The sequence below is a fragment of the Mycobacterium sp. NTMscope_Eco_3 genome (assembly GCF_976985685.1).
This window is the reverse complement of sequence record NZ_CDRJYZ010000001.1, coordinates 1373991-1400249: the sequence shown is the minus strand read 5'-3', so window position 1 is coordinate 1400249 and position 26259 is coordinate 1373991. Positions and strand designations below refer to the sequence as shown.

Genomic DNA, 26259 nt, shown 5'->3' with positions numbered 1-26259 from the left:
ATTTTGCGAAGCCGGGATTCTCATGGATTTTTACGCGGTCGTTGATCAGGTTTTCGACTTACTTTGCAGTCGAGGCCGAGTTTCCTACCGCGCGCTCAAGCGCCAGTTCGATCTCGACGATGGTGATCTCGACGCGCTCAAGGAGGAGCTGCTCTACGCACACTCCGACGCCGTGACGGAGGATGGACTCGGTTTGGCCTGGGCCAGTCCGCCCGGGATGACGACCAAAATCACTCAGCCAGAAAGTGCTTCGGCACAATCCGCAGAACGTCGGCATCTGACGGTACTGTTCTGTGACCTCGTTGACTCCACTCCGCTCGCCGGCCGGCTGGACCCCGAGGACTTCAGCGAAGTGGTGCAAATCTATCAAGACACATGCGAAAAGGTGATCGCCCGCTATGACGGGCATATCGGCGCATTTCTCGGCGATGGCCTGCTTGTCTATTTCGGCTTCCCCCGAGCCCATGAGGACGACGCGCACCGAGCCGTTCGCGCCGGCTTGGGAATCGTGGAGGCCATAGCGCAGCTCAACACGGGTCTGGTCGACAAGCGCGGGTTGTCACTCGGTGTTCGCTTGGGGTGCCATACCGGGCTGGTCGTGGTGGGCGCGCTCGGGGGCGACGCGCGCCGCGAAGAGCTGGCGTTGGGCGAGACACCCAATATTGCCGCCCGCCTGCAAGGGGTTGCCGCACCAAACACGCTGGTAATCAGCGCGGTGACCCATCAGCTTCTGGGAGGGCTGTTTGCCTGTGAACCGTTAGGAACTCCGGCGCTCAAAGGCGTCGCACAACCGCTGCAGGTGTACCGGGTGCTGTCGGAGAGCAGCGCCCGCACGCGCCTGGAAGCGCTCGGCATCGGCGGTTTGACCCCCCTCGTCGGGCGCGAACGCGAAGTGGCGCTGCTGCAAGACCGGTGGACCCAGGTACTCGACGGGCAAGGGCAAGTAGTGCTGCTGAGTGGCGAGGCCGGGATCGGCAAGTCCCGACTGGTGCGGGCGCTCACCGAAATTGCCGCCCAAGGCGACGCGTGGCTCATCCCAGGCCAGAGTTCGCCGTACCATCAACACTCGGCGCTGTATCCGGTGATCGACCTGCTCGAGCGCATCGTGCTGCGGTTCGAACGTCAGGAGTCGCCGGAGCAGAAACTGCGCAAGCTGGAAGGGTTTCTGGTCCAAAACGGTCGGCCCTTGGCGGAGACCGTGCCGCTGTTCGCCTCCCTACTGTCCATTCCGCTGACTGATGACTACACGTCGGTCGACATCTCCCCGGAACAGCAGAAGCAACGGACGTTGCGTGCGCTGATCGATGTTGTGATGCAGCGAGCAGCTCAGCAACCGGTCTTATTCGTCATCGAGGACCTGCATTGGTTTGATCCCACTACGCTGGAACTGCTCGGCCTTCTCGTCGAGGAGCTTCCCGCCGCCCCCGTGATGGCTCTCCTCACCTACCGCCCTGACTTCACGCCGCCATGGCCGGCACGCTCAAGTGTCACCGAGCTGACTCTTTCTCGCCTGCCGCCCGATGAGGTGCTCGTGTTGATTGGCCACGTGACGCACGGCAAGCGATTGCCGGCGGAGGTTGTGCGGCAGGTGGTCGCCAAGACCGACGGCGTACCGCTGTTCGTTGAAGAGCTCACCAAGATGGTCCTCGAATCCGGTCTCTTGCGGGAGGAAGAAGACCGGTATGCGCTGACGAGCCGACTACCGCCGCTGGCGATTCCCAGCACGCTGCACGACTCGCTGATGGCACGCTTGGACCGCTTATCAGCGGTCAGGGGTCTGGCCCAGCTGTGTGCCACCCTGGGGCGCGAATTCACGTATCCGCTGCTGAAAGCAGTCACCTCGTGGGACGACGGCCCATTGAAACAGGGACTGCAGCAGCTGGTAAAAGCCGAGTTTCTCTACCAACAGGGTTTGCCGCCACAAGCGACCTACCGCTTCAAACACGCCCTTATCCAGGACACAGCCTACGAGTCACTGTTGAAGAGCACCCGTCAGCGCCATCACCTGCGCATCGCCGAAGTACTCGAATCGCGGTTCCGTGAGACCGTCGCAACGGAGCCCGAACTACTGGCCCACCACTACGGCGAAGCCGGCTTGACCGCAAAGGCCGTCCCGTACTGGCAAGCCGCGGGGCAGCGAGCACTTCAGCGCTCCGCCAACCTGGAGGCAATTGCCCACGTGACGCGCGGCTTGGACATCTTGGGCACCATGCCTGAGACCCCGGAACGTGCGCAACAGGAGCTCGGCTTGCAGATCATGCTGGGCGCTGCGCTGGGCGCCACGCAGGGCCAACAGGCCGTGGGTCACATCTACACCCGGGCCTGTGAGCTGGCCCGTCAAGGGGGCAGCACACCGGAACTGTTCGCTGCTCTGTGGGGGCTCTGGTATGCGCATATCGCGCAGGGCCAGATGCCGACGGCACGGGCTCTGGCCGCGGATTACCTCGAGCTGGCGCGCCGGCAGCGAGACCCGCTCGTACTTGCGGCGGGCCATCGGATGCTGGCCAATACCGCGTGGTGGCAGGGCACCTTGAAAGACGCCCGAGACCACAGCCGTGAAGGCCTGGCTATTTATAATCCTGAGCAGCATCGTGCGAGCCTGGTCCGCTATGGGCAGGACTCTGGGGTCTGCTGCGGTTGGATCCAAGCCCTCACCAAGTGGGTTCTAGGCTATCCGGACCAAGCCGTGCACAGCATGGACGAAACACTGGCACGCGCCCGCGCACTAGCGCATCCCTTCAGCGAGGCACAGACACTTCTGTTTTCCGCCCATCTGTATCAGTTGCTCCGAGAACCTCAGGCTGCGCGGGCCCGCGCTGAGGAGGCGTTGGCGCTATGTATCGAGCACGGCTTCGAGGCATATCGCACCTGGTGCCTGCTCCCCCGGGGCTGGGCTGAGGCACAACAGGGACGTGCGATAGAAGGTGTCGCAGACATACACGAGGCGTTGGATGCGCGGCACGCAACCGGAGCTAAGGCCGTCTTACCGTGGTTCTACACCGTGCTGGGCGAGGCCTACGGACAAGCCGGAAATGTCGACGATGGCCTGCGTGCCGTAGAAGAGGCGCTTGGGTGGGTGAAGCACAATGACGAGCACCTTTACGAGGCCGAGGCGTTTCGGCAGAAGGGTCAGCTACTACTCGAACAGGGCGCTGCGAACGCCGCCGAGGCGGAAGAATGCTTTCGGCGGGCCATGAACATTGCGCACCGTCAGCAGGCGAGGTCCTGGGAGCTACGAGCGGCAATGAGCATCACCCGACTCCGGTACGAGCAAGGCAACCGGCGTCGCCCGAAGGTGCTGGCGGCCGTTTACGACTGGTATTCCGAGGGGTTTGACACCGCCGACTTGCGGGATGGGAAGGCCTTGATAGCCGAAACAGAAAAGGCCGCAAAAGCACTCGGTCGAACGATCACTAACGAGGTCACGTGAGCTTCGATAACCCGAAAGGCACCCGCGGCTCTCGCCAACCGCGCGCAAGTCTCGCGATGCAGTGGTTTAACAACTGGGCCATAAGCCGAATCCGTAGAAGCGGCAAGTTCATGGGTGGCATGGACGCATTGGTGCTGACGACAGTCGGCCGCAAGACCGGAGCGCAACGCCGGACTCCAGTCGGCTATTTCCCCGGCGGGAATGACAGCTGGCTCGTCGTGGCCTCAGCGGCCGGCGCGGTAAGAAACCCGGCGTGGTACTACAACATCGCCGCACATCCCGACGAGGTTCGTATCGAGGTCGCCGGCCGCAAGGTAGCCGTAACCGCCGAGCAGCTCAGCGGCACGACGCGCGAAGATGCTTGGCGACAGATCACCGCGGCCTCGCCCCGGTTCGCGCGGTATCGACAGAAGACCGACCGCCTACTGCCGGTTATCCGCTTAGTACCCCGCGTCGGCTGACCTAGATGGGCTGGTCTCGGATGCGCGATGACCTGACCAAAGGCGGTCCAATAGATCAGGCCGACGAAATGTGTGGCTGACCGTGGTTCGACATCTGTTCGTCGACTCCCGTGGGCGCCGACAGTGCCGTCGTGGATTGCCTCGTGGTGAGAGTGCAGCCACCACACGCTGAGCTCTACTGAAGGGCAACCCGCAGCCCACCTCGAACAGGCGGGACCCCCACCTTGGACGTCGCGGAGCCAGCCGAAATCAACTAGCCCGCAAGATGATTGGCGCCGCGCAACCATTACGGGGCCAACGCCCAGACTGCGTGAGGTCGCCCGTGATGGTGACACGGCCGCCGAGTAACAGGGCGGCGATCGGTTTCGGGGCTTCGTGGAAGCGTGGTAGACCATTATCCGGGTGCGCTGCGCATATGGGGACGTCGACAAGACGCAGCGGCCCGCACCGGTGAAAGGAGCGCAGCCCATGTATGCCGGTGTGGCCTCGACGCTGCTGGTATCCCTAGCGGGCGTTGCCGCGGCATATGGGATGCATCGGCTCACGGCGGTGTGGGCGGACGCGTTGACCTCGCTTCCCTTCCAGTCGGGGTGGCGGCCCGAGGAGCACGCGCTGTCCCGGTATCACGTGCGCTGGTATCCAGCGACACTGATCTTTCTCGCTTTCGATGTCGAGATGTTGTTCATGTACCCATGGGCCATCGTGGTCACACAGATGGGCACCACCGCTATCGTCGAGATGTTCCTATTCCTGGCCGCGTTGTTCGTCGCGGTCGCATGGGCGTGGCGGGAGGGCGCGCTGCGATGGGTATGACCGCCGCCTTAACCCGAGCTGCTACCCGCCGGGCCCACGTCCTGACCGTCGAGGTCCCAGGGAATTGGGTTCTGCGCGCAGCGGTGGAGCGCGGTCTTGCTGCGCGTAGGTGGTGTGCAGCGGTGTCCCCGGCGGACGCCGACGTCCTAGCGGTGTGCGGCATGCCCGGGTCCGAGTTGGGCGAAGCCGTCGACAGGATCTGGGACCAATTGCCCGGCCCCCGAGTCCGCATCGACATTACTGACAAGGAGTCGATCGATTCAGCGCTGGACCGCGCAGCCGCGGAGCTGCTCGATTTCGGGCAACAACGAGACGACGCCCGTGATCGCGCACAATTGCCCGACCCGGACCACACTGGTCACCACGGCGGAACGGCCCATGGCGGCATGGATCACGGCGACATGAACCACGGCGACATGGACCACAGTGACCACCACGACATGAACCACAGCGCGATGGACCACAGTGACCACCACGACATGAACCACGGCGACATGGACCACAGTGACCACCACGACATGAACCACGGCGACATGGACCACAGTGACCACCACGACATGAACCACGGCGACATGGACCACAGTGGACATCACGGCATGGACCACGGCGACATGGAGATGGCGCCTGCCGGCATTGCTTTGGCCGAAGGCGGAGAGGACCGCGACGGCCTCGAGATGGATGTCCTGCACTTGCGTCTCGGCCCGGTCCTCCCCCACTGGCCGGCGGGATTGGTATTGCGGTGCTCATTGCAGGGAGACGTCCTCGCCGAGGCCGAGGCATGGATCGTCGATAACGACCATGAAAGCGGATATAAGGCCCCGCCGGAACACACCGAATTGGTGGCGGCTGCCCAACAGTGCGACCACGTCGTCGATCTGCTCGAGCTGTCGGGGTGGCCGCGGGCGGCGGCCGTAGCGCGGCAGGCGAGGGACCTGTTGTTGGGCGACTCTGACGTCGACCGAGCGCGGGAGCTGCTTGACAGCCTGCACAAGATGCTCGGCAAGTCCAGGTTGCTGCGCTGGTCGTTACGTGACCTCGCGCCGCTGACATCTGAAAGTCTCGACCGTCATGAGCTGCCCGCGGCACTTGCCGGCGATACCTACGACCGGCTACTCACCCGAGTCGGTCTAGCGCGCACTCTCCTGCGAGAACCCTTAAGGTCCAGTCTATTTGAACTTGACTCGACAAAGATAAGCGATGCGCTACCGGCCCTGGTGCGCGGCCTGGACGTGGCCACTGCCCGCCTGGTAGTCGCCAGTCTCGGCATCGACACCGCGCGCGCAAACGAGAGCATCCCTCATGGGTGACCCGACGGTTACGACGGTGCCAGGCGTCTGGGCGCTCGGCGCCGCCGGGTTGCTCGGAGCACTCGGCCTCTATGCCGCCTCCCTCGATGGTGTGCTGACCGACCGCGGCAACGGTGTCCGCACGGGCGGAGCGGCCACCCCGCTGTGGGAGGTGGCGCGTCTGATGCGGCAGCGTCGGCGCACCATCGTCGCGGCGGACACGCTGCTGTGGCGGGTCGGCGCTACGGGTCTGATCGTCGCCGCCATGTTGATGGTGACCGTGGTGCCGCTGGGCCGGTGGACGCTGTTCGATCTCGATGTGGGCGTCGTGTGGTTCAACGCGATGGACGTGATGGTGTGGGCGCTGGTGTGGCTCGCCGGTTGGGGTCCGAATTCGGCGCATTCGCTGATCGGCGGCTACCGATTCCTGGCCCACGGCTTGGGCTATGAGCTCCCGCTCATGTTCGCGCTGGTCGCTCCGGCCATTGCGGCCCAGAGCCTGCGTGTCGGCGCGGTCGCCGCGGCCCAGCAGCAATTGTGGTTCGCCGTGTGGATGCCGATCGCGTTTGTCGTCTATTGTCTTGGGGTAGCAGCCTTTTCGGTATGGGGCCCGTTCACGCCGGCGCTTGGCGCCGACGTCGCCGGCGGCGTGACCACGGAACTCTCCGGTGTGGACCGGCTAGTGTTCCACGCCGGGCGGTACGCGCTGCTGGCGTCCGGTGCCGCGTTCGCCGTGCCGATGTTCCTCGGCGGCGGCGACGGACCGTTGCTACCGCCTTGGTTGTGGGTGTTGCTCAAAACCGTTGCGCTGCTGACGGTTTTGGTATGGCTGCGTAGACGGGTTCCTGTCTTTCGGCCGGAGAAGTTCATGGAGCTCGGCTGGGTGGTCCTGCTGCCGGCCGTCCTCGTGCAAGACCTGGTCGTGGCCATAATCGCTACTTGGAGGAGCTGATACATGCTCGTCGATATCGTCTTCTGGACCTGCGCGGCGATCGCCGTGCTCGCCGGTGCGGCGGTCTTCCGGGTGACCTCGATGGCGCGCGCCACGTATGCGCTGGCGGTGTCGTTCGTCGCCGTGGGTGTCGCGGTGCTGCTGCTGGCGCAGAACTACATCGGCGTGGTGACGATCTTGATGATGGTGATGGAGATGGCGGTGATGGCCGTCTATATGGTCATGTTCATGGGCATGAACCCGGCGCTGATGCCGATGAGCATGGTGCACGACAGGCGCCGGGCCCTCACCGCCGCCGTGGGTACCTTCGTTCTGCTGGCGACCGGGATCCTGCTGGTCGACTGGCCATCGCGGCGCGGCGCACCACCACGCGATGTCACCGTGGCGCTCGGGGAGGAGCTGATGGGACCGAAGATGCTCGCGATGGCCGTTATCAGCCCAATCATGGTGGCCACCATTGTGGCCGCGATTGTGTTGGCGGCCAAGCGGAGCCGTTACGACCGGTTCGGCGATGACTTGAAACACCGTCCCGCCCGCGACCCGCAGCCGGGAGGTGTCGGGCGATGACCCTCGACACGGTGCTGCTGGTGGCGGCCGCGTTGTTCAGCGTCGGACTCTACGGTGCGCTCTCCCAGCAGGTCGTGGTGATGGTGATGATGGGTCTCGAGTTGATGATCAACGCGATCATCCTTGCCGCCGCGGGCTTTTGGTGGTTCCTCGCGCCGGCGCCCACCGGCCAGGTTTTGCTGCTGGTGATCATCGCGGCGATGACCGTGGAGATGGCGATGGGCTTCGCCGTCGCGACGCTGCTACACCGCGACCACCGGGCCGACATGACCGACATGGCCTCCGAGCTGTCCGGTTGACCGTGGCAGGGGGCACACCAGCGCAGCTTTGGTTGTGGTTGCTGATGCTCGCGCCGGCCGTGGCCGGCGCGATGTTACTGCTGGGCCGCCGGTTCGAGCGGTACGCTGCGGCGATCTCGGTGACCACAGCGGCTGTCATGCTGGTGCTGTCGATAGTCGTGAGCTTCGCCCGCCCGGAACTGGCCGTGGCGTTCATGGCCGGCACGGAATTCGCGTTGCGGATAGATGCGCTGGCCGCGGTGGTAGTTCCGATGGTGGCGGCGGTGACGCTGCTGGTGTTGGTGTTCGCCGCCGGAGACATCCGGGAAGCGCCGGGCCGCTTCCACGGGTTGATGCTGTTGTTCGCCGCCGCCGTCGTCGTGACGGCGACGGCAGCGACGTTGCCGGCACTGCTGTTGGCGTGGGAGGTGATGGGGGCGGCGTCGTATGCGCTGATCGGGTTCAGGTGGCGCGATGAGTATCGGATGTCTGCCGGGCTCACCGCCTTCCTGACCACCCGCACCGCCGACCTCGGCCTCTATCTGGCCGCGGCGGCTGCGCTTGCCGGTGGCACGGGGCTGGCGCTCGCCGACCTGCCCGGCGCGAGCGGTGGCTGGCGGCACGTCATCGCGTTCGGGGTACTGGTCGCGGCCCTCGGAAAGGCCGCGCAGCTGCCGTTCTCATTCTGGCTGTCGCGGGCCATGGAGGGTCCCAGCGCGGTCAGCGCGCTACTGCACTCGGCCGCGATGGTCGCGATGGGCGCCTACCTGCTGCTGCGGACGCAACCGCTTCTCGCGGCCACGGGGTGGGCCGCGCCGGCTGCGGCGTGGATGGGTGGAGGGACCGCGCTGCTGTTGGGCGCGGTCGCGGTGGCGCAGCGTGATCTCAAACAGCTGCTGGCGGCCTCGACCGCGGCGCAGCTCGGATTCGTGGTGATGGCCGCGGGGCTGGGCGCCGTCGGCGGCGGCGCCGCGCAGCTGATCGCCCACGCCTTCACCAAGGCCGGATTGTTCCTCGCGGCCGGCGCCTGGTTGTCGGTACTGGGCACCAAGCAGCTCGACGGCCTATGGGGGGTTGCCCGACGGTGGCGGCTGCTGGGCTGGTCGGCCACCGTCGGCGCCCTAACTCTGGCCGGGATTGCGCCGCTCTCTCTTTGGGCGACCAAAGACACGGTGCTGGCCGCCGCCCTGCACTACTCCCCCGCCCTCTACACCGTGGGATTGGCCGCGTCGGCTCTCTCGGCGGCTTATGCCGGAAAGGTCCTAATCGTGCTGTGGCGCACCAAAGCTACCGACAACAGCCCCGGCGTCACGCGAGATGCCTTCGGCCCCAACGCCTCCCAGCAGGCCCCTATCGTCGTCCTCGCGGTCGGCGCCGCGGCGGCGGGAGTGTTGGCGTTGCCGCAAGCCGGCCCAACTCTTACCCGGGCGCTGCGCGGCGTCGCGAGCCCACCCGCGACGGCGCTCGAGCTACTGGCCTCCGCGGTGCTGGCGGTCATCGTCGTCGCGGCGGTGGCGCGCTGGTGGGTACCCGAGCCCCGATGGGCAGGCGGCTGGCTCGGCCTGGAGCGGGCCGCAAACCTCCTCGTCGTCCGGCCCACCTTCGGCCTCGCGCGTATCCTGGCGCGATTCGACGACCGGGTGCTCGACCGGGCCGTGGAGGCAACCGCAACGCACTCGCTACGGGCAGCACACCGTGTGGCGCACACGGACATTCGCGCGGTCGACGGTGCGGTGGAAGCGGTCGCGGGTTGGATGCGCCGGCTCGGTGAATTGGCGCGCCGACCGCAAACCGGCCAGCTGCACCAGTACTACCTCGCTGCCGTGGTGGTGCTGGCATTCGGTGTCGTGGTCCTGGTCGTAGCGAGGTGAGCGTGCTCAGTGTGATCGTTTTCCTGCCGCTAGCGGCGGCCCTGGTGTTGCTGGCGCTGCCGCGGCTTGGCGGTGCTGCGGCAAACTGGATTTGGGTTGCGGTCACAGCCGCCGATGTGGCGCTGACTGCGGTGGTGTGGGCGCTCTATCGGACGCCCCGGCCCGGTGCATTGGCGTTCGAGGAGAAGGCTCGATGGATACCCGGGGTCAACAGCAGCTACCACCTAGGGGTCGACGGGCTATCGTTGCCGCTGGTCGTCATGACGGCGGTGATCTTTCTGGCCTGTGCCCTCTACAGCCTGCGCGGCCGCGACCGGCCTAAACCGCTGGCCGCGCTGTTTTTGTTCCTGCAGACGGTGAGCCTGGGTCTGTTCGTGTCCGCCGACCTGATCCTGTTCTTCGTTTTCTTCGACTTGTCCATCGTGGCAATGTATTTCGTGATCGCCGGCTGGGGTCACGGCGACGCCGGCCGGTCGGCGCTGAAGTTTTTCCTCTACACCTTCCTGGGTTCACTGGCGCTGCTCGTCGGTTTCATCGGCCTGTATATCGCGGCCCAGCCGCACACGTTCGACATGGTGACCCTGGCCGCCAGCACACCTCTGGGCGGCAGCCCCGTCGCCGGCGGCTTGGTTCTCGCGGCGATCCTGCTGGGACTGGCAGTCAAGACTCCCACCGTCCCGTTCCATACCTGGCTGCCGCCGGCGCACACCGATGCCCCCGCGGTCGGCTCGGCGGTGCTCGCCGGGGTGCTGCTGAAGATGGGCGCCTACGGGTTCGTGCGGATAGCAATGCCGATGCTGCCGCAGGCCTGGCGCGCGTGGGCGTGGGTGATCATCGTTGTCGGCGTGGTGTCGGTGCTCTACGGCGCGCTGGTGGCGTTGGCCCAAAACGACTTCAAGCGGATGGTCGCCTACACCTCGGTCAACCATATGGGCTACATCGTGCTCGCCGTCGGTGCGGCCGGGCTGATCGCGGGTGACACCGCACAGGCTCGCGGGGTTGCAATCACGGGCGCCGTCACCCAGATGGTCAGCCACGGTTTGATCACCGGTGCGCTGTTTCTGCTCGCCGGGGTTTTCTACGAGCGTTCGGAAAGCTACGACATGAACACCTTCGGAGGGCTCGCCGGGCCGGCCCCGAAACTGGCTTGGCTCTTCGCCGTCGGCGCATTCGCCTCCCTGGGCTTGCCGGGCTTCTCCGGCTTCATCGCCGAATTCCAGATCTTCACCGGCAGTATCGCCGCCGCACCGATCACCGTCGTCGCGCTGCCCGGCATTCTGGTCACCGCGGCGCTGTTTCTGCTCGCGCTGCAGCGCATCTTCACGGGCGAGACGCGCGGACACTCGGTGGGATTTGCCGACCTCCGTTATTCCGAAACATGTTCTGTCGGAATGCTTCTCGCTTTATCAGTCGTTATAGGCGTGTTGCCACGGCCGTTGCTCGACCTGATCGAGCCGGCCGCTCACGCCCTCGTCGGACTCGTGGGCCGGTAGCCGGCCGTGGAGACCGGGATGCGGCCATTGCTCATGCTGCCCGAGATGCTGGTGTTCGGCGGCGGGCTGGTGGTGCTGATCAGCGGATCGTTTCTGGCCCGGCGCCAGCAGTGGTGGACCCGGGGTGTCGCCGTCGCCGCGCTGTGCGGTGCCATCGCCATCGCTGCGGTCGGGATGACCGGTCCAGATCGGACCGCTTTTGACGGCACCTTCGCCGCCGACACCGCCACCGGCGTGGCGCGGATCGTGGTCATGGTCGGGACGCTGTTGGTGCTCGCGGTGGCCGCCGGTGAGATCGCCGGCTCGGTCCGCGAAAGCGAAACGTACGCACTGCTGCTGTTTTGCACCGCCGGAGTTCTGGTCCTGGCCGGAGCCGAAGATCTGCTCGTGCTGATAACCGGATATCTGCTGGCCGGCATTCCGCTCTATGGGCTGATCGGGCTGGTGCGCTCCGCGAAGGGCGCCGAGGCGACGATGAAGGCCTACCTGATCGGCGCACTATTCGGGATCGTCCTGATGCTCGGCGTGACCGTGCTCTACGGGGCTTCCGGCGCCACCCGCTACGTCGACCTGGCGGCCGGTCTTGGCAGCGCACCAGCAGGTGCCATCGCCGCGGGACTGCTCGGTGTCGTCGCGGGCCTGATGTTCGAAGCCGGCGGTGTGCCCGCGCATTTCTGGATTCCCGATGCGGCAGAAGGGGCAAACGGGACCGCCGCCATATTCTTGACCACCGTGCCGAAGGTCGGGGCGCTGCTCGCGCTCTACCGCCTGGTCGATGTGCTGCCCGGAAAGACTGCCTGGCCGTTGCTGGTCGCCGTGATCGCCGTCGCCAGCATGACGTTGGGCAACCTCGCCGCGTACTGGCAACACGATCCGCGGCGACTGCTGGGCTGGTCGACGATCAGCCAGGTCGGCTACCTGCTGGTTCCGATCGCCGTCGCCGGACGCACCGGGCTCGCGCTCCCCTCGCTGCTGTTCTATCTCGCCGGCTACACGCTCACCAACAGCGCGGCATTCGCGGTGAGCACGGCGCTGCCGGACCGACGCCAGCTCGACTCCTACCGGGGTCTGGCTTACGTTCGGCCCTGGCTGGCCGGTGCGCTGGTGGTCGCGCTGCTCGGCCTGGTCGGAACTCCGCCGACGGCGGTCTTCATCGGCAAGCTCACCACGGCGACGGCGGCGTGGGACGGTAGCCAGGCATGGCTCGCCGTGGTTGTCTTTGTCAACTCCCTGATTAGTCTCTTCTACTATCTGCGCTGGATCATCCCGTCGTTCCAGCGGCCCGCCGAAGGGATGAGGGACAGCGTCGTCACGGCGGAGAAATGGTCCGCACGCACCGCAGTTGTGGCGGCGGCCCTGAGTCTGGGGCTCGGAATCGCAGCCGGTGCCGTCTGGGAAATGCTCCCCAGATCGCTGATGTAGCCGCGCTCTCAGATTAGGACCGTCGGCTTGCTGACCAGTCGGCAACCAACGGCCATCTTCCGCTTGCGACTATTCGCACAGCACCCCGATCCACCACCGGGCACATGTCGGTGCTAGGAGCTGCGACCCTCTACAACAAGCTCGCCAAGGTGAAGCTGCCAAGCCGGCACCATAGAGCCCGCGCCCGTTGAGGTCTGGGCCACGCAGACAATTCAACTGTGCCTCAACGCCGCGGACATCCGGCCCACGGCGACCCGGCCGACTCATACGAATCCGCGTCGGCCTAATACACCGGCTCCGGAAGATGTCAGAGCCGATTCGCGCAGCATGGCGCTTTCCGGCGTTCGGAACCTCTGACACAGTGACTGCGGCGTTAGTGTCCGCCGCCACCATGTCCGCCGCCGCCGCCGCCGTCGTGGCCGCCACCACCACCATGTCCCCCTGGACCTCCGTGGTCATAGCCTCCGTGGCCATCGTCACCGTGGCCATAGTCACCGTGGCCGGGTCCGGGGTCGTCGCAGCCAGGGTTCCAATACCCATAGCAGGGGTAAGCCGGCAAGGGTCCGAGCTGGGCTTGGGCACCGGCTGCGGGGGTGGCGCTGGCCAGTCCCAAACCAGCGGCCATGACGGCCGTCGCCAAAGCAAAACGCCTGGGTGGCTTCACCAGTGAAAACATACGTAATGGGTACCCAAGCGACTTCGAGGGAAAACCGACGCTTGGCATAGGCCTCGGACGATCCTGCGCCAGGTTTTGGCGGGCCGGCGCATCGCGGTGACGGCATCGAGTGGCCATCATCGTCGCACACAGCCGGGCAAGGCTCCCGGCGCGGGAGTACACATATGTGCGCGGCCCCACCGCCTCGACGGTGTTCTTGCGCACAACACCGGCAAACCCCAACGGTCCCGCAGCCTGATCGGAGGCCAGCGATGACGCCACCGGCTGCTCGCCCGGGTGCCCCACCCCAGTCGGGATCGACGTCGACACTAAGTAGAGCTGGCTCTTTCGCCCGCGGATACCACGGTTTTAAGGGTGCGCTCGGCACCCGATGCAGCCAGCGGCAGGGTGACGGTGAACGCGGCGCCTTTGCCGACGCCGTCGCTGGCCGCGGCGACGCATCCGTTGTGGGCCTCGACCAGCGCCTTGACGATGGCTAGTCCGATTCCGCCTCCGCCGTAGCCCCGGTCGTGGGTGAGATCGGCTCGATAGAACCGTTCGAACACATGGGGTAGGTGTTCGGCGGGGATGCCCTCACCGCTGTCGACGACCGAGAGCGTAAACTCATCGCCCTCCGCAGCCGCGCGGACTTCGACGCGTCCTCCCGGCGGCGTGTGGCGCAGCGCGTTGTCAAGCAGGTTGCCTAGAACCTGAGATAGCCGTTGCGAGTCCCCCCGCAGCGGGGGCAGGTTCGCAGGTAACGTGACGACCAGATCGACATGTTTGCTTCGATAGCGTTCCTGCGCGGCCGTCACGGCAGCATCGATCAGCTCGCGCACGTCGATCCAGCTAAAGGCCATCGAGAAGGCACTCTCTTCGGCTTGGGCGAGTGCAGCAGTGTCCTCGGAGAACCGCACTAGCCGGCGGGTCTGGTCGCGCAGCATCGCGGTGGTCTGCGGGGTCAGCGACCGCACCCCATCTTCGAGCGCGTCCATATAGGCATCCAGCACCGAGGCGGGGGTGCGGATCTCGTGGGCCAGGTCGCCGAACAACTGGCGCCGAGTAGCGTCGACGGTCTGTAGCCGCGCCGCCATCTGGTTGAACGAGTCAACGAGGGTGTCGAAATCCTCGTCGAGGCGGGTAGGCGAAATCCGGATGTCGTATCGGCCGCGGGCGACCTCGGTCGCAGCGGCGGCGACCTCGGTGACCGACCGTTGCAGCCGACGGCTGACATACCAACTGACCGCCAGCGCCATCAACGCGGAAATGGCAAGGGCGCCGCCGACGGCCACGGCGGTGGCCGATCTGTAGGCATGGTCGGCATGTATTTCCAGGAAAGAGTTGACGGGCACCTTCCCATGCATGTGCTTATGGAAAAGCGGCGGTCCGACGACGGCGGCAATTGCCCAGGTGGCGGCTGCACCGGCGGCGAGCACTAGTGTCTGGGCCAGCAGCAGGCGCAACCCGATGCCGGGCCGACGCAAGAACCGGCGCGGCTTCGCACCCGGTGTGGTGTTGTCACTCATTGGCCAATTCCCATCCAATATTCGACGCCGGTCACGGGCGATAATCGATCGCGGCCCAATTGCTCGTCGCCGTGTTCGCTCGACTGTGTGCGAAGGACCTTGCCGAGCCGGTCTGGACGAGGTGATCTTTCCTCCCCAGGGTCTACCCGGGGCAAACCCTTTGTCGTGATGTGAGAGGTGACTCGGTCGACTGCCCTTCTGGGTCGCAGTCTAGGCCTTTCGCCATTCCACAGGAGTCAAGTTGCGTCCAGGCAAGAAGTGCACGAAGGCGACGCACCGAAATGACCGCCTACTAGTCGGCTGTGGCCTCGGTGCCGACGTCCCCGCTCCCTGGCTGCATAGTGCGCGGTCGGCGCAGCATCGCGAGGATGCGGGCGACGAGTTCGCGGGGCCTGAAGGGCTTGGTCACATAGTCGTCGGCGCCGACCGACAATCCGATCAGCGTGTCCGCCTCGGTGCCGCGGGCAGTCAACATCACAACATAGGCATCGGAGAAGTTGCGCAGCTGGCGGCAGGTTTCAATGCCGTCCATCCCCGGCAAGCCCAGATCAAGGACAACGACATCAGGGTGAAACGCACGGGCCAAAGTGAGCGCATCGGACCCGTCGTGAGCGATACACACTTCGAACTGCTCATGCTCGAGATAACTGGCGACCACTCCCGCCAGCGAAACTTCGTTGTCGACCACCAATGCCCGATGGCCTGCGCCGGTCACTGAAGTCTGCGGCACTGTTTCCATCCGTCCATCATGCCTGCCGCGATCATGCTGTATCAGTTTTCCGGCGCATGAGCGATGTCGAGGGAATCGACCGCGCGTTCTGCGCTGGTGTCGCGGCGATCGTCCCCTTCGACCGGGAACCTGTCGGTGTCCTCGGATTGTCATGACCGAATTCTTACTGAGCCTGCTTCTGCCGCGCGGGCTCTCACCGCCCTGACCGCTGCGGCTCCGGTTTCTCCTCACCGGTGAGAATGACTCGCGCAATACTCTGAGGGAAGGTTGGTATCAGTGATGCGCGGTGATCTCGCCACCCTTATCACCACATCATCGCGCCGGCGCGCCGCGCCCGCGGAATCCTACGCTGACTTTGCTGATCGCGGTTAGGGTCATCGCCGCGCTGATCATTAGGGACCCGACGGGCACGTGCGGTTGCCGCTGAGCCTCGGCCATAAAGGATCCAATATCCTGGTCGCGCTTATCGACTTGCGCCCCCTGCGCAAGGATGCTTGGCGGCGCGCACTCTCAGCGCTCGCCTCGATGACGCCCCGACCGACGCGGCCGAAGTCGGTTCAAACCACTCCGTCAAGCCGTGCGTTCTTTCGCAACAAGTAGGACTTTGTAAGTTGCTGGTTCGTAGTGCACAGGTCAGGTGCGCGGTTCCGCTTTTTTGCGTCGCGGTGCTGTTACAGTCGGGTCATTGTAAGTTTCAGCGGCACCCCGACGAGTTTTCGCCTGAGGTCCACCGTTCTGGTGTTCGTCGCGGCGGTGCTACTCGTCTTGGGCGCCAGAGTCGCGCTGCCCTGCTGTGAAGTCTCCCCGGTCCATTCACATCGCTCGGTATCGGCATCTGCGGATCGTGTTTTCGCGCTCGCCAGTCACGACCATGTTCAGCATGAATCCATCTGTTCGTCGGACATGTCTGCTGCCGCGGTCTTACCGCAAATCGCGCCGCGGGCCGGTTCCGATTTCATCGCCATGGCGGGCATCGCCATTGTCGGGTGGCTGGCGGCCATGCTGTCGCCAATGATGCGGCCGTCGGCCGGTCGGCTCGCGGCTTCGTTGACCGGCAAACAGATTTTGTCCCGGTTGTGCATCACTCGTCGCTGACCGGTCATCGTCAGACCGGTGGCTCTGCTGCCATCACGGTTGGTGACTGCTGTCATTGTCGGCTGCCGCGCAGTGCCGCGGCTTTCACGCAGAAGCGACGATCACATGAATTCTGCCTTATCTCCTGAGAACAACCGACCTATAGCATCTCAGCCCGTTGCGTTGGGCACGCAGGGACGGGCGAACACGATTGTCGGCACCACGCCGGTGTTGCGGGTGTCCGCGCCGTTCAGTGAACCGGACCGCGGCTTCTGGGCCAAGCTCGAGGGACTTAATCCCGGTGGTATGAAGGACCGCCCCGCGGTGCACATGGTGGAACAAGCTCGGGCGCGCGGAGACCTGCTGCCCGGTGCGCGAATCGTCGAATCCACCAGCGGCACCATGGGCTTGGGTTTGGCGCTGGCCGGGACCGTGTACGGGCATCCGGTCACCGTGGTCACCGATCCCGGCATGGAGCCGATCATCGAGCGCATGCTCACTGCCTACGGCGCCCACCTCGATCTGGTCGCCGAGCCTGATCCGGTCGGTGGGTGGCAGCAGGCGCGCAAGGACAGGGTCGCCGAGCTGTTGGCCGAAGATCCGCATACCTGGTATCCCGACCAGTACAACAACCCCGACAACGTGGACGCTTACCGACCGCTGGCCTTAGAGTTGATTTCCCAACTTGGAAATATTGACGTACTGGTGTGCTCGGTGGGAACCGGTGGACATTCGGCGGGGGTGGCGCGGGTGCTGCGCGAATACAACCCTGACCTGAAGCTGATCGGCGTGGATACCATCGGCTCCACCATCTTCGGGCAACCAGCCGCCCCCCGACTGATGCGCGGCCTCGGGTCAAGCATTTATCCCGGCAACGTGGACTATCCAGCCTTCAACGAAGCACACTGGGTTGCCCCTGCAGAGGCGGTATGGGCATGTCGTACCCTGGCTTCGACCCAATACGTCAGCGGCGGCTGGAGTGTGGGCGCGGTCGCACTTGTCGCGGGCTGGGCCGTCCGAACACACCCGCGCGATACCACCATCGCCGCGGTATTCCCGGACGGGCCGCAACGCTACTTCGACACCATTTATAACGATGATTACTGCCGCGAGCACGCTCTGCTCGACGTCGAGGCGCCGCGCGAACCGGCGGTCATCAGGCACCCCACCGAACGCGTCGTGCAGTCCTGGACCCGCTGCCCCGTCGTCATCGACCCGGCCGCCGGAAAGCGTTGATGGGCTTCATCGGCCAGTCCCGCAGCTTTGATCCGCCGAGCCGGATGTTGATGATCAACCAGTTCGGCATCAACGCGACGATGGAGTGGGTCGATTGGTTCAACACCGGCGTTACAGCAAGCTCGACTAGGTTTCGCCCGAGGAATACGAGGCCGCCTTCTGACATGAAAATAAGGTGACCGCAGCGTGTAGGTGTATCACCCGCTTTGGGTGAGTGGTTCGGGGGTGGTGTTGACCCCTGAAGGTGGACACCTAACTGGTGGGACTGCTGGTCCTGCGGGAAGGTTGTCCGTATGTCGGGCAACGTAAGAAGCACACCCCGGAGTTCCGGGAGCAGGCTGCCCGCCTGGTGATCGAGACCGGCCGACCGGTGGCGCATGTTGCCGCCGAGATCGGTGTCGGCGAACAGGTGTTGGGTCGTTGGGTGCGCCTCGCACGAGAGGCGGCCGCAGCTGGCGATACTGACGCGGTTTTGGATGCTGATGAGCGCGCAGAGCGGGAAAACGCTGAATTACGTTTGGACCGTGCATTTTTGAAAAGGGCCGCGGCCTTCTTTGTCTCCGAACAGAACCGGTAGAGGCCTACCGGGTGGGCGCCCCGGATCCTGGCCGATCTGCGGGAGGACGGTGAGTCGCGTAAGACGGTGGCGGCGTCACTGCGCCGCCAGCACCTGGTCGGGATCAGCCCGCGTACCTTTGCGCCGGCCACAACCGTGGTTGATCTGGATGCCCCGGTTCCCAGGGACCTGGTGGGACGCCGGTTCGACACTGGGGAGCTGGACCGGGTGTGGACCTCAGACATCGAGCGCCGTGAGGCGCTGTTCAACCGAACGGAGGTGAGAGACCACCGTCGCCGAGCCATCGCAGTGGCCCGGTAGAAGCTGGGGGCAGCCTGATCTAAAGAGACTTTGGTGAGGGTGGGAAGCAGCCCCGACAACGCCGGGACGGCCTGGTACTGCCAGACGGGTCGGGTCCGGCTAGCGAGACGGGAAGGTGTACGCGAGGAACCAGCGGCTGAACGCCTCTTAAGAGAAGACCACCAGCTCCAACCTGGCGGATGCGGGCTGGGCAGCGACGCGCACCCGCCCTGAGGGCGGGGAACTCGTGGGCCGGTTGATGTCGCCGGTTCGGGAGGTCACGGTGAAGGACTGCGGCGTAGCCGTGACGAGGTCGCAGGGGCATAGCTGGACACCTCACCCGTCAAACGGTTGACAGTGAACACGGGAACCACCGCGCCGGTCCCCGGTCAGATCCGGCAGCCAGCCGGGCTGGAGGGGTAGGCAGTCGTCGGCTGATGCCGGTGTGGTGGGGCGGAGGAGCCGTAGTAGTCCGAGGCCGGGAAAGCCGGTCGCATGGCAAAGGGCTCCAGCGGGTTCGCGGCGAGTACGCAGACTGTGGAGGTCACTTGTGAATACGAGTGCTTTGTGGCCCGACCCGGACACGGCCGAGCTGCGGGTACGCAGGATGCAACGCAAACTGCACCATTGGGCGGTTGATGAAAGCGACCGCTGTTTCGATGATTTGTACAACCTCGTTTATGACCCCGCATTCCTCACCCTCGCGTGGGAGCGGGTGCGGACGAACAAGGGTGCGCGCTCAGCCGGTGCCGATGGGACCGCACCGCGGTCTGTCGGTGCGGCAGAGGCGGTCGGACTGCTTCAGCGGCTCCGCGAGGAACTCAAGGAGCGGATATTCCGGCCGGATCCGGTGCGGGAGGTGATGATCCCGAAGGCGAACGGCAAGCTCCGCCGCCTGGGTATCGCGACCGTCGCCGACCGGGTCGTGCAAGCTTCGCTGAAGCTGGTGCTGGAGCCCATTTTCGAGGCGGACTTTCATCCGTGCGCATATGGGTTCCGGCCGGGCAGGCGAGCCCAGGACGCCATCGCTGAGATCCATCACCTCGCCAGCGGCTCACGGGCCTATCACTGGGTTTTCGAGGGAGACATCACGGCGTGCTTCGATGAAATCTCGCATTCGGCCCTTATGGGCCGGGTGCGGCGACGTGTCGGGGACAAACGCGTTCTGGCCCTGGTGAAGTCGTTCCTCAAAGCCGGGATTCTCTCGAAAGATCTCGGCTACCGGGACACCATCACCGGCACTCCGCAAGGCGGAATCCTCTCACCACTGCTCAGCAATGTCGCCCTGTCCGTTCTCGACGAGCACTTCGCCGCGAAGTGGAAGGCGCTCGGCCCGGAATGGACACGTGCCAAGCATCGACGCGCCGGAGTTCCGACCATGAAAATCGTCCGCTACGCAGACGATTTCTGTGTCATGGTCCACGGCACTCGCGCTGATGCCGAAGCGCTTTGGGACGAGATCGCAGCAGTGCTCGCGCCGATGGGCCTGCGCCTGTCGGTCGAGAAGAGCAGGATCTGCCACGTCGACGAGGGGTTCGAGTTCCTCGGCTTCCGCATCCAACGGCAGATCAAAAGGGGCACGACCAAGCACTACGTCTACACCTGGCCGTCGAAGAAGGCACTTATGTCCATCACCGACAAAGTCAGGAATCTGACGCGGCGACACAAACATCGAACGCTCGCTGATCTGCTGCGCCAACTCAACCCCGTCCTGCGGGGATGGTGCAATTACTTCCAGCACGGGGTGTCCAAACGCACCTTCGACTACCTCGACCACTTCACATGGTGGCGGGTGGTGACTTGGATGCGCAAACGGCACCACGGGCTGGCGTGGGGCGTCTTCCATCGACGGTTCCTGCCCAATTGGCAAATCCGCGAAGGCAAGACGGCGATGTTTCGGCCGCAGAAGGTAGAGGTCACCCGATACCGCTACCGGGGCACGAAAATCATCACCCCTTGGACAGCGAGGCCGACGGACATCACTGCACCAGTGGCCTGAATCCGTGGAGAGCCCGTTGCGGAGAAATTCGCTCGGCGGGTTCGGAGGGCGGGCCGGGGAAACGGATCGGTAGAAATGCCGACACCGCGCCCCGGTCCGACCCCTACACCTATCTGGGACCACGTGCGTACCGATCTCGTGGAGTCCGCGGTCGCGATGGCGGTGGCAATGCGCGGCGAGCATGCCGACCTCGGCTCTTGGTACACCTGCGCGCAGCTCGCACGCTTCGCTGACCGGCACACAACGTGGCCCGCTCGGTCGGCCGTACCGGGGTGTGTTGGGATAACGCTGCATCCGAATCATTATGGGCCACATTGAAAGTCGAGTTCTATGACCGGTACTTGTGCCCAACCGGGCGGCGGCTAAGCTCGTTGTCGGCGACTGGATCGAGCGGGTCTACAACCGGCGCAGACGACATTCGGCTATCGGCATGATCAGCCCGGTCGAATACGAAAACACATTCACTCAGACGGCACAGGCCGCCTGACCCTATGTCCACCAAACGGGGTCAAGCCCAGTCGTACAGTTACGTGTCATGGTTGCCTCGATCGGGAAGTACATGCCACGTAAGCCCGGATCACCGCACTTTCACCGAATCCACCGCGGTGGTCGACCGGAAAATGCCTGGGGTGGTCACCGAAGATGGGTCAGACCTCTAACCATGCTCGATCGGGAATTCGCCGTCGTAACACTATGAACGCACGCTATCTTGGGTTTCTCCGTTGTCCCCGGTGCGAAGTGCAAGCAACAGAAGACCAAGCATCGTTGGGATGCCCGGCCTGCGCCCGCCACGGCATCGGAGTCAATCTGGCCCCTGCATACGCGTTGGCGCCGGGTCCCTTGCCGTGGCAGGCGTCCCAGCCGGGCATTTTCGGCTTTCGCGGATTGCTGCCGTTGGCGCCCGACGACGTCCCGGTGAGCCTGGGCGAAGGTGGGACGCCTCTGGTTTCGTTGCGTCGGATGGGGACACGACTGGGCTTGCGCAGACTCATGCTCAAAGACGAGGCGCGCAATCCGACATGGTCATACAAGGACAGGCTCGCAGCGGTCGCCGTCACGAAGGCGGCGGCCTTTGGAGCTTCAACCGTCGTCGTCTCCTCGACCGGCAACCACGGCGCAGCGGTCGCCGCCTACGCCGCCGCCGCGGGGCTTGGCTGCGTGGTGCTCACCGTGTCTTCAGTGCCGCGCGAGATCAGGATTCTGATGCAGGCCTACGGCGCCTGCGTCGTCGCTTACGACAACGGCCCGGACCGGTGGTCGGTGCTGCGGGCGGCGGTCGAGGCGTTCGGCTGGATGCCGGTATCCGGGCTTGTAACTCCCCAGATCGGCTCCAATCCGTTTGGCATTCAGGGGTACAAGACGATCGCCTTCGAGCTGTGGCGCCAACTCGGCGAAACGCCCGACGTTGTCGTGGTGCCAACCGCCCACGGTGACGGGTTGGCCGGTCTTCGCCGGGGATTTTCCGACCTCGTCGGTTTGGGTCTTATCAGCCGCATGCCCAGGTTGGTCGCGGTCGACCCGTTCGGCGCCTACGTCGGCGGGCTCCATTGCGAAGAAGGAGAGCAGCCAACGGTTGCCACTCAGCCGTCAATGGCGTTTTCCGTGGCGACGCGAAGGGCCACCTATCAGGGATTGGACGCCATAAAAGCCACCAACGGGACGGCAATCGCCGAACCAAGCAATGACGCGATCGCCCGCATGCAACTCGAATTGGCCTCGACCGAAGGCATTTACGCAGAAGGGGCGTCCGTGTTGGCGGTGCTCGCAGCTCAACAACTTGCCGAGCGGAAGTGGATCGATCCTGATGAGAGCGTGGTGGTGTTGTCGACGTCGACCGGGTTGAAGGACCCCGGCTCGTCCGCGAGCCACCTGCCGGATCTACCGGTGCTTGAACCCACCCTGACAGCTCTCGAAGGTGCGCTGCCGAAAGGCATGTGCCGGTGACCGCGGTGATCGTGGCCCCACCCGACAGCCGGTTGCTTGCGACGTTGTATTCCATGTGGAAGTTCGTAGCGCGACTCAGCTCCGGGTCGATCATGGCGGCGCCAGCGCGCGCACTTTTCCGGCCGCCTCGGCAGGATTCCTCACGCGGCGATGTTCTCGGTTGGCCGCCGACCGCCCGGCCCAGGCGTTTCTTGCGGAACACCCACGGCGCGATGGGATTTCCCTGCCAGCAGGTCGACGACGGCACGTGCTCGCCGCGCATCACCAGCGACGCCGGTCCGACGGTGGCGCCGGTACCCGGCCGGGCCGTCGGCAGCGCCACACTATGCGGGCCCGGCGTAGCTCCGGATTCCAGGACCACCGTGCCGGTGCGCATGATCCGGTCGTGGAACAAATGCGTCTGAACCACGCAGCCGCGGTTGACGCTGGCGCCGCTGCCCAGCGCGCGCAACCACAGGTTCAACACCGGCGTGCCGCGGGCCCCCGCGCGAACCAGGGGCCGCCACCGTCTGCACGAAGGCTTCAGACACCTCGTTGCGCCACACGAACGACGACCACAGCGGCCGCTCGGTCACCCGGATGCGGCCGACCGACAACCATTTCGCCAGTATCGTGGCAGCGCCGGCGATCGCGCCGGCCGCCAGCAGCACGACACCGCTGCCCAGCGCAGCCCAGCCGTAGCCGAATTCGCTTGCCAGCCAACGCAATGCGTCCACGACGGCGACGCCGATGGCAATCATCACCATCAACGGGATCAGCTGGCAGGTCTCGACGAGGGACCGCAGCGCTTTCAGCTGCAGCGACCCGCAGGTGCTCGGAGCCCCCGCGCCGGTAGGTGCCCTGCTGCAAGCGTGATAGCAGCAGCCGCGCTCCGAAGACCGCGATGGCTATGCGCCCCGCCGGGGTGATGAACAACAGAAATCCGGCGATGATCCACCACCCGTCGACCGTCACCGGCCATGACAGCAGCCGCAGCGGGCCGGCGACAGTGTTGCCAGCGCCAGCCACCTCACCCCACTGCATGCCGTCAGGGTCGGCAGCGGTAGCGACAGCAGCACCTGCGCGGCCTGTGTCCACCACGGGCGTCGGGCGCACCCCGTGCGGCGCGACGCGGACCGGCGGATCGAACTCATCGATAAAACGGGCCAACGACGACAGCCGGGGATGGTCGTGGAGCTCGGCTATCGTCATCTGCGGATAGCGGTGGCGCAGCGCTTCCACCAGCTGAGCCGCCGACAGCGATTCGCCACCCAGCGCGAAGAAATCGGCGTCCGGCCCGTCGATGGCAGCGCCCAATACCTGGCGCCACGGCCCGGCCAGCCAGCCCATCGTGTCCCCGAGGTTTGGCGATTCATTCGCCATTTCGCCAACCGGCCACGGCAGCGCGTCCTGGTTCACTTTGCCCGACATGCGGGCGGGCAACTGCTCAACGAGCACCAGCCGCGGCACCAGCGCCGCGGGCAGCGTTTGCTCCAGCGCCGTCCGTGCGGCCGCCACATCGAACGATGGATCGATGCTCACGATGTAGCCGACCAGCAAGCTCGCCGGCGCCGGGCGTGCGCCGCACGGCGGCAGCTGCGGCGCTGACGCCGAGCAGATTCACCAGCGCGGAATCCACCTCGCCAAGCTCGATGCGCCGACCCCCGACCTTGATTGCCCACACACCGAAAACAAGAGTGTGTACGGTTCGGCCTGGAACACCCAGAAAGGTAGGGAAGCAATGACCGACACAACCCCCCACCCCTCCGGCCGCCACCACCCCCGGTGGACTCGCTGGCTCTACCCAGCCGTTGCCATTACCGGCATCGCGGTCGGCATCTTCGTGATCGTCGCGGGTCTATACCTTCTGTTCGCGCACCCTAACTGTTGTGGCTCCATGAATGGAGACATGCCGTGTTGTGCCGCCATGAGAGAGGACATGAAGAAAATGATGGACGGCATGAAGATGCCGATGGGAAACATGCCGAATACGCCTGGCATGCCGTCGATGTCGCCAATGCCATCGATGCCGAGCATGTCCCCGATGCCGAACATGCCCATGCCCAGCCCTGGGCGGTAAATGCGCAATGCGAGGAATCGTGCGACGAAAATTCCTTCCCCTTAGGCAACACATGATCGTCAGAAACGGTTCGTGGGGGCGGATGGTCGGCCACCTACCGCCCGCTGGATCATGGGTGCACCGCGACAGTTTTGTGTCGGTGAAGTCGTATGAAAGGACCGATTCTCGTCGGAGGACTCGACCGCAGCTGTCATTAGGGCCCGCACGGCGGCAAGCCCGTTTTCGTCAGGCACTCAAGACGTCCCGGGAACGTAATCTCGCGTTAAGTACGCCGGGACTGGCTCGGTGCATTGGGTAACCCAGCGGTGCCCGCCAAGACGAGGAGAACGTGAATGGCCACGCTCGCGATCGCCGGGGGCTCGCCGCTGTGGCAAGACGGTTGGCCGGCGTGGCCGCAGCATGACGCGCGCACATCCGAACGGGTCGTCGCCGCGCTGGGCAGCGGCCGGTGGACGGTCAGCAGCGGCTGGACCGGCGCGCAGCCCTACGAGCAGGTGTTCGCCCGTGGGTTCGCCGAATTCGTCGAGGTGCCGTATTGCGTGAGCACCGACCACGGTTCGAGCAGTCTGATGATCGCATTGGAGGCGCTCGGGGTGGGAGCCGGGGACGAGGTGATTGTCCCGGTGCTGACCTGGGTGGCCACGGCGACGGCGGTGCTCAATGTCAACGCGGTCCCGGTGTTCGTCGATGTCGACCCGCAAACCGGATGTATGGATCCCCGGGCCCTGTCGGCCGCGGTGACCGAGCGAACCCGCGCGGTCACCGTCGTGCACCTGCACTGTCGAATGGCCGATATGGACGCGATCGGCGCCCTGGCGGCCGCGCACGGGCTGCCAGTAGTCGAGGACTGCGCGCAGGCGCACGGCGCCCGCTGGGGAGGCCGGCCGGCCGGCTCGCTGGGCGCGGTGGGGGCTTTCAGCATGCAGCAGGGAAAGGTGCTCACCTGCGGTGAGGGCGGCGCCGTCGTCACCAAGGACCCGGCGCTCTACGACCGGCTCCAACAATTACGGGCGGATGCCCGGCGTTATCCCGCCGCCGAGCCGGACATCGGCTATCCCTACCTGGTCGAGGCGGGCGAGGTGATGGGCACCAACCACTGCCTGGCCGAGCTGCCTGCGGCGCTGCTGCTCGACCAGCTCGAACGGTTGCCCCAGCAGTTGCGGCAGCGGGCCCGGGCGGCCGAGCTGCTCGACAGCGAACTCGCCGGGGTGCCGGGCGTGCGGCCCATGGCCCGGCCAGCCCAGCTGGAGCTGCCAAGCATCTTCGCCTACACCGTGCGCCGCGACCCCGGCGCCTTCGCGGACGCGCCGACCGATCGGGTGTGCGCCGCGCTGGCGGCCGAACTCGGCCTGCGCGTGTACCGCTCGGATCGGCCGCTGCACGACAACATCCTGTACTGCCCGCAGACCAAGGAACGCTACCGGTGGCTGCATGACCGACTGCGCGAGGCGGCGCAGCAACGCTTCCCTGCGGCCGAGGCGCTCTACGAGAACCTGATCCTGTTGCCCCACCGCGCCCTACTGTCCGAGCCCGCCGGCCTAGCGGCGATTGTGGCGGCCTTCCACAAGGTCGCCACACACGCAGACGAGCTGTGAGCCGCTGACTGA

The 26259-nt window shown here is 65.3% G+C and carries 21 protein-coding genes and 3 pseudogenes; 19 read left to right on the top strand and 5 right to left on the bottom strand.

Translation table 11 applies throughout. The annotated features are described in order from the left end of the window. The first annotated feature begins 22 nt into the window (after positions 1 to 22). The 10 genes from AC0KTM_RS06495 (at position 23) to AC0KTM_RS06450 (ending at position 12573) form a co-directional block, all read left to right on the top strand. Positions 23 to 3430, top strand: coding sequence for an AAA family ATPase (locus tag AC0KTM_RS06495; protein ID WP_472415214.1), 3408 nt, complete (start codon positions 23 to 25; stop codon positions 3428 to 3430). After that, positions 3427 to 3891, top strand: a complete 465-nt coding sequence (locus tag AC0KTM_RS06490; protein WP_374109753.1) for a nitroreductase/quinone reductase family protein — start codon at positions 3427 to 3429, stop codon at positions 3889 to 3891. The genes AC0KTM_RS06495 and AC0KTM_RS06490 overlap by 4 nt, the downstream gene beginning before the upstream one ends. A gap of 468 nt (positions 3892 to 4359) precedes the next feature. Then, a complete protein-coding gene (locus AC0KTM_RS06485; RefSeq protein WP_225329945.1) occupies positions 4360 to 4704 on the top strand; it encodes an NADH-quinone oxidoreductase subunit A in 345 nt (114 codons plus the stop codon). 161 nt (positions 4705 to 4865) lie between these two features. Beyond that, entirely contained in the window at positions 4866 to 6011 is a 1146-nt protein-coding gene (locus AC0KTM_RS06480) for a hypothetical protein (RefSeq protein ID WP_472415212.1), read from the top strand. Then, positions 6004 to 6942 carry a complex I subunit 1 family protein gene (locus AC0KTM_RS06475; RefSeq protein WP_225329934.1) on the top strand — a complete coding sequence of 313 codons (939 nt, stop codon included), beginning with the start codon at positions 6004 to 6006 and terminating at the stop codon, positions 6940 to 6942. Before AC0KTM_RS06480 ends, AC0KTM_RS06475 begins: the two co-directional genes overlap by 8 nt. Before the next feature lie 3 nt (positions 6943 to 6945). Further along, the gene (locus AC0KTM_RS06470; RefSeq protein ID WP_472415210.1) at positions 6946 to 7509 is read left to right on the top strand and encodes an NADH-quinone oxidoreductase subunit J; all 564 of its coding nucleotides are present in this window, start codon (positions 6946 to 6948) and stop codon (positions 7507 to 7509) included. Next, positions 7506 to 7808: an NADH-quinone oxidoreductase subunit NuoK gene (locus tag AC0KTM_RS06465; RefSeq protein WP_023870214.1), complete on the top strand. Its 303-nt coding sequence runs from the start codon at positions 7506 to 7508 to the stop codon at positions 7806 to 7808. The genes AC0KTM_RS06470 and AC0KTM_RS06465 overlap by 4 nt, the downstream gene beginning before the upstream one ends. Before the next feature lie 44 nt (positions 7809 to 7852). Beyond that, the gene (locus AC0KTM_RS06460) at positions 7853 to 9658 is read left to right on the top strand and encodes a proton-conducting transporter transmembrane domain-containing protein (RefSeq protein WP_472417385.1); all 1806 of its coding nucleotides are present in this window, start codon (positions 7853 to 7855) and stop codon (positions 9656 to 9658) included. Between the two features lie 2 nt (positions 9659 to 9660). After that, the gene (locus tag AC0KTM_RS06455; protein ID WP_472415208.1) at positions 9661 to 11151 is read left to right on the top strand and encodes a complex I subunit 4 family protein; all 1491 of its coding nucleotides are present in this window, start codon (positions 9661 to 9663) and stop codon (positions 11149 to 11151) included. Between the two features lie 18 nt (positions 11152 to 11169). Beyond that, positions 11170 to 12573 (top strand): NADH-quinone oxidoreductase subunit N, encoded by a 1404-nt coding sequence (locus AC0KTM_RS06450; RefSeq protein WP_472415206.1) that lies wholly within the window; start codon positions 11170 to 11172, stop codon positions 12571 to 12573. A 984-nt stretch (positions 12574 to 13557) separates the two neighbouring features. On the opposite strand, the gene AC0KTM_RS06445 is transcribed toward AC0KTM_RS06450, so the two are convergent. Together AC0KTM_RS06445 and AC0KTM_RS06440 are read right to left on the bottom strand one after the other, a co-directional pair. After that, positions 13558 to 14754 (bottom strand): sensor histidine kinase, encoded by a 1197-nt coding sequence (locus tag AC0KTM_RS06445; protein WP_472415204.1) that lies wholly within the window; start codon positions 14752 to 14754, stop codon positions 13558 to 13560. Between the two features lie 343 nt (positions 14755 to 15097). Then, positions 15098 to 15493: pseudogene (locus AC0KTM_RS06440) on the bottom strand (response regulator transcription factor); the annotation flags it as partial. Positions 15494 to 16108: 615 nt separating this feature from the next. On the opposite strand from AC0KTM_RS06440, the gene lpqS reads away from it, so the two are divergent. Together lpqS and AC0KTM_RS06430 are read left to right on the top strand one after the other, a co-directional pair. Continuing rightward, positions 16109 to 16579 carry a putative copper homeostasis (lipo)protein LpqS gene (gene lpqS / locus AC0KTM_RS06435; protein ID WP_472415202.1) on the top strand — a complete coding sequence of 157 codons (471 nt, stop codon included), beginning with the start codon at positions 16109 to 16111 and terminating at the stop codon, positions 16577 to 16579. 105 nt (positions 16580 to 16684) lie between these two features. Further along, positions 16685 to 17794, top strand: coding sequence for a PLP-dependent cysteine synthase family protein (locus tag AC0KTM_RS06430; RefSeq protein WP_374109751.1), 1110 nt, complete (start codon positions 16685 to 16687; stop codon positions 17792 to 17794). On the opposite strand, the gene AC0KTM_RS06425 is transcribed toward AC0KTM_RS06430, so the two are convergent. After that, the gene (locus AC0KTM_RS06425; protein ID WP_225329928.1) at positions 17766 to 17960 is read right to left on the bottom strand and encodes a hypothetical protein; all 195 of its coding nucleotides are present in this window, start codon (positions 17958 to 17960) and stop codon (positions 17766 to 17768) included. The two genes, AC0KTM_RS06430 and AC0KTM_RS06425, sit on opposite strands and share 29 nt — an antisense overlap. A 93-nt stretch (positions 17961 to 18053) precedes the next feature. On the opposite strand from AC0KTM_RS06425, the gene AC0KTM_RS06420 reads away from it, so the two are divergent. From AC0KTM_RS06420 to AC0KTM_RS06395, 6 genes and pseudogenes are all read left to right on the top strand, one after another. Further along, positions 18054 to 18371 (top strand): transposase, encoded by a 318-nt coding sequence (locus AC0KTM_RS06420; RefSeq protein ID WP_225329927.1) that lies wholly within the window; start codon positions 18054 to 18056, stop codon positions 18369 to 18371. Between the two features lie 66 nt (positions 18372 to 18437). Then, positions 18438 to 18671, top strand: a complete 234-nt coding sequence (locus tag AC0KTM_RS06415) for a hypothetical protein (protein ID WP_238957637.1) — start codon at positions 18438 to 18440, stop codon at positions 18669 to 18671. A 529-nt stretch (positions 18672 to 19200) separates the two neighbouring features. Then, positions 19201 to 20649 carry a group II intron reverse transcriptase/maturase gene (gene ltrA / locus AC0KTM_RS06410; protein WP_007168383.1) on the top strand — a complete coding sequence of 483 codons (1449 nt, stop codon included), beginning with the start codon at positions 19201 to 19203 and terminating at the stop codon, positions 20647 to 20649. A gap of 129 nt (positions 20650 to 20778) precedes the next feature. Next, a pseudogene (locus AC0KTM_RS06405) lies at positions 20779 to 21103 on the top strand (integrase core domain-containing protein); the annotation flags it as partial. Between the two features lie 188 nt (positions 21104 to 21291). Continuing rightward, on the top strand, positions 21292 to 22593 hold the full coding sequence (locus tag AC0KTM_RS06400) for a threonine synthase (protein WP_308011591.1): 1302 nt from the start codon (positions 21292 to 21294) through the stop codon (positions 22591 to 22593). After that, the gene (locus AC0KTM_RS06395) at positions 22590 to 22997 is read left to right on the top strand and encodes a hypothetical protein (RefSeq protein ID WP_472408503.1); all 408 of its coding nucleotides are present in this window, start codon (positions 22590 to 22592) and stop codon (positions 22995 to 22997) included. Before AC0KTM_RS06400 ends, AC0KTM_RS06395 begins: the two co-directional genes overlap by 4 nt. Before the next feature lie 376 nt (positions 22998 to 23373). Here the strand turns inward: AC0KTM_RS06395 and AC0KTM_RS06390 are convergent. Both AC0KTM_RS06390 and AC0KTM_RS06385 read right to left on the bottom strand, forming a co-directional pair. Beyond that, positions 23374 to 24247 (bottom strand): annotated as a pseudogene (locus AC0KTM_RS06390) (phosphopantetheine-binding protein); the annotation flags it as partial. Between the two features lie 125 nt (positions 24248 to 24372). After that, positions 24373 to 24660 carry a hypothetical protein gene (locus tag AC0KTM_RS06385; protein WP_225329675.1) on the bottom strand — a complete coding sequence of 96 codons (288 nt, stop codon included), beginning with the start codon at positions 24658 to 24660 and terminating at the stop codon, positions 24373 to 24375. Between the two features lie 324 nt (positions 24661 to 24984). Between AC0KTM_RS06385 and AC0KTM_RS06380 the strand changes: the two genes are divergently transcribed. After that, positions 24985 to 26247, top strand: coding sequence for a DegT/DnrJ/EryC1/StrS aminotransferase family protein (locus AC0KTM_RS06380; protein WP_472415200.1), 1263 nt, complete (start codon positions 24985 to 24987; stop codon positions 26245 to 26247). Positions 26248 to 26259 lie beyond the last annotated feature (12 nt).

Excerpts from the sequence above, each read along its gene's own strand:
- AC0KTM_RS06495 (WP_472415214.1), top strand. The coding sequence starts at position 23 with ATGGATTTTTACGCGGTCGTTGATCAGGTTTTCGACTTACTTTGCAGT.
- AC0KTM_RS06450 (WP_472415206.1), top strand. The coding sequence starts at position 11,170 with ATGCGGCCATTGCTCATGCTGCCCGAGATGCTGGTGTTCGGCGGCGGG.
- AC0KTM_RS06485 (WP_225329945.1), top strand. The coding sequence starts at position 4,360 with ATGTATGCCGGTGTGGCCTCGACGCTGCTGGTATCCCTAGCGGGCGTT.
- AC0KTM_RS06470 (WP_472415210.1), top strand. The coding sequence starts at position 6,946 with ATGCTCGTCGATATCGTCTTCTGGACCTGCGCGGCGATCGCCGTGCTC.
- AC0KTM_RS06460 (WP_472417385.1), top strand. The coding sequence starts at position 7,853 with ATGCTCGCGCCGGCCGTGGCCGGCGCGATGTTACTGCTGGGCCGCCGG.
- AC0KTM_RS06380 (WP_472415200.1), top strand. The coding sequence starts at position 24,985 with ATGGCCACGCTCGCGATCGCCGGGGGCTCGCCGCTGTGGCAAGACGGT.
- AC0KTM_RS06400 (WP_308011591.1), top strand. The coding sequence starts at position 21,292 with ATGGGTCAGACCTCTAACCATGCTCGATCGGGAATTCGCCGTCGTAAC.
- AC0KTM_RS06445 (WP_472415204.1), bottom strand. The coding sequence starts at position 14,754 with ATGAGTGACAACACCACACCGGGTGCGAAGCCGCGCCGGTTCTTGCGT.
- AC0KTM_RS06425 (WP_225329928.1), bottom strand. The coding sequence starts at position 17,960 with ATGTCAGAAGGCGGCCTCGTATTCCTCGGGCGAAACCTAGTCGAGCTT.
- AC0KTM_RS06430 (WP_374109751.1), top strand. The coding sequence starts at position 16,685 with ATGAATTCTGCCTTATCTCCTGAGAACAACCGACCTATAGCATCTCAG.
- AC0KTM_RS06475 (WP_225329934.1), top strand. The coding sequence starts at position 6,004 with ATGGGTGACCCGACGGTTACGACGGTGCCAGGCGTCTGGGCGCTCGGC.
- AC0KTM_RS06465 (WP_023870214.1), top strand. The coding sequence starts at position 7,506 with ATGACCCTCGACACGGTGCTGCTGGTGGCGGCCGCGTTGTTCAGCGTC.
- AC0KTM_RS06480 (WP_472415212.1), top strand. The coding sequence starts at position 4,866 with ATGCCCGGGTCCGAGTTGGGCGAAGCCGTCGACAGGATCTGGGACCAA.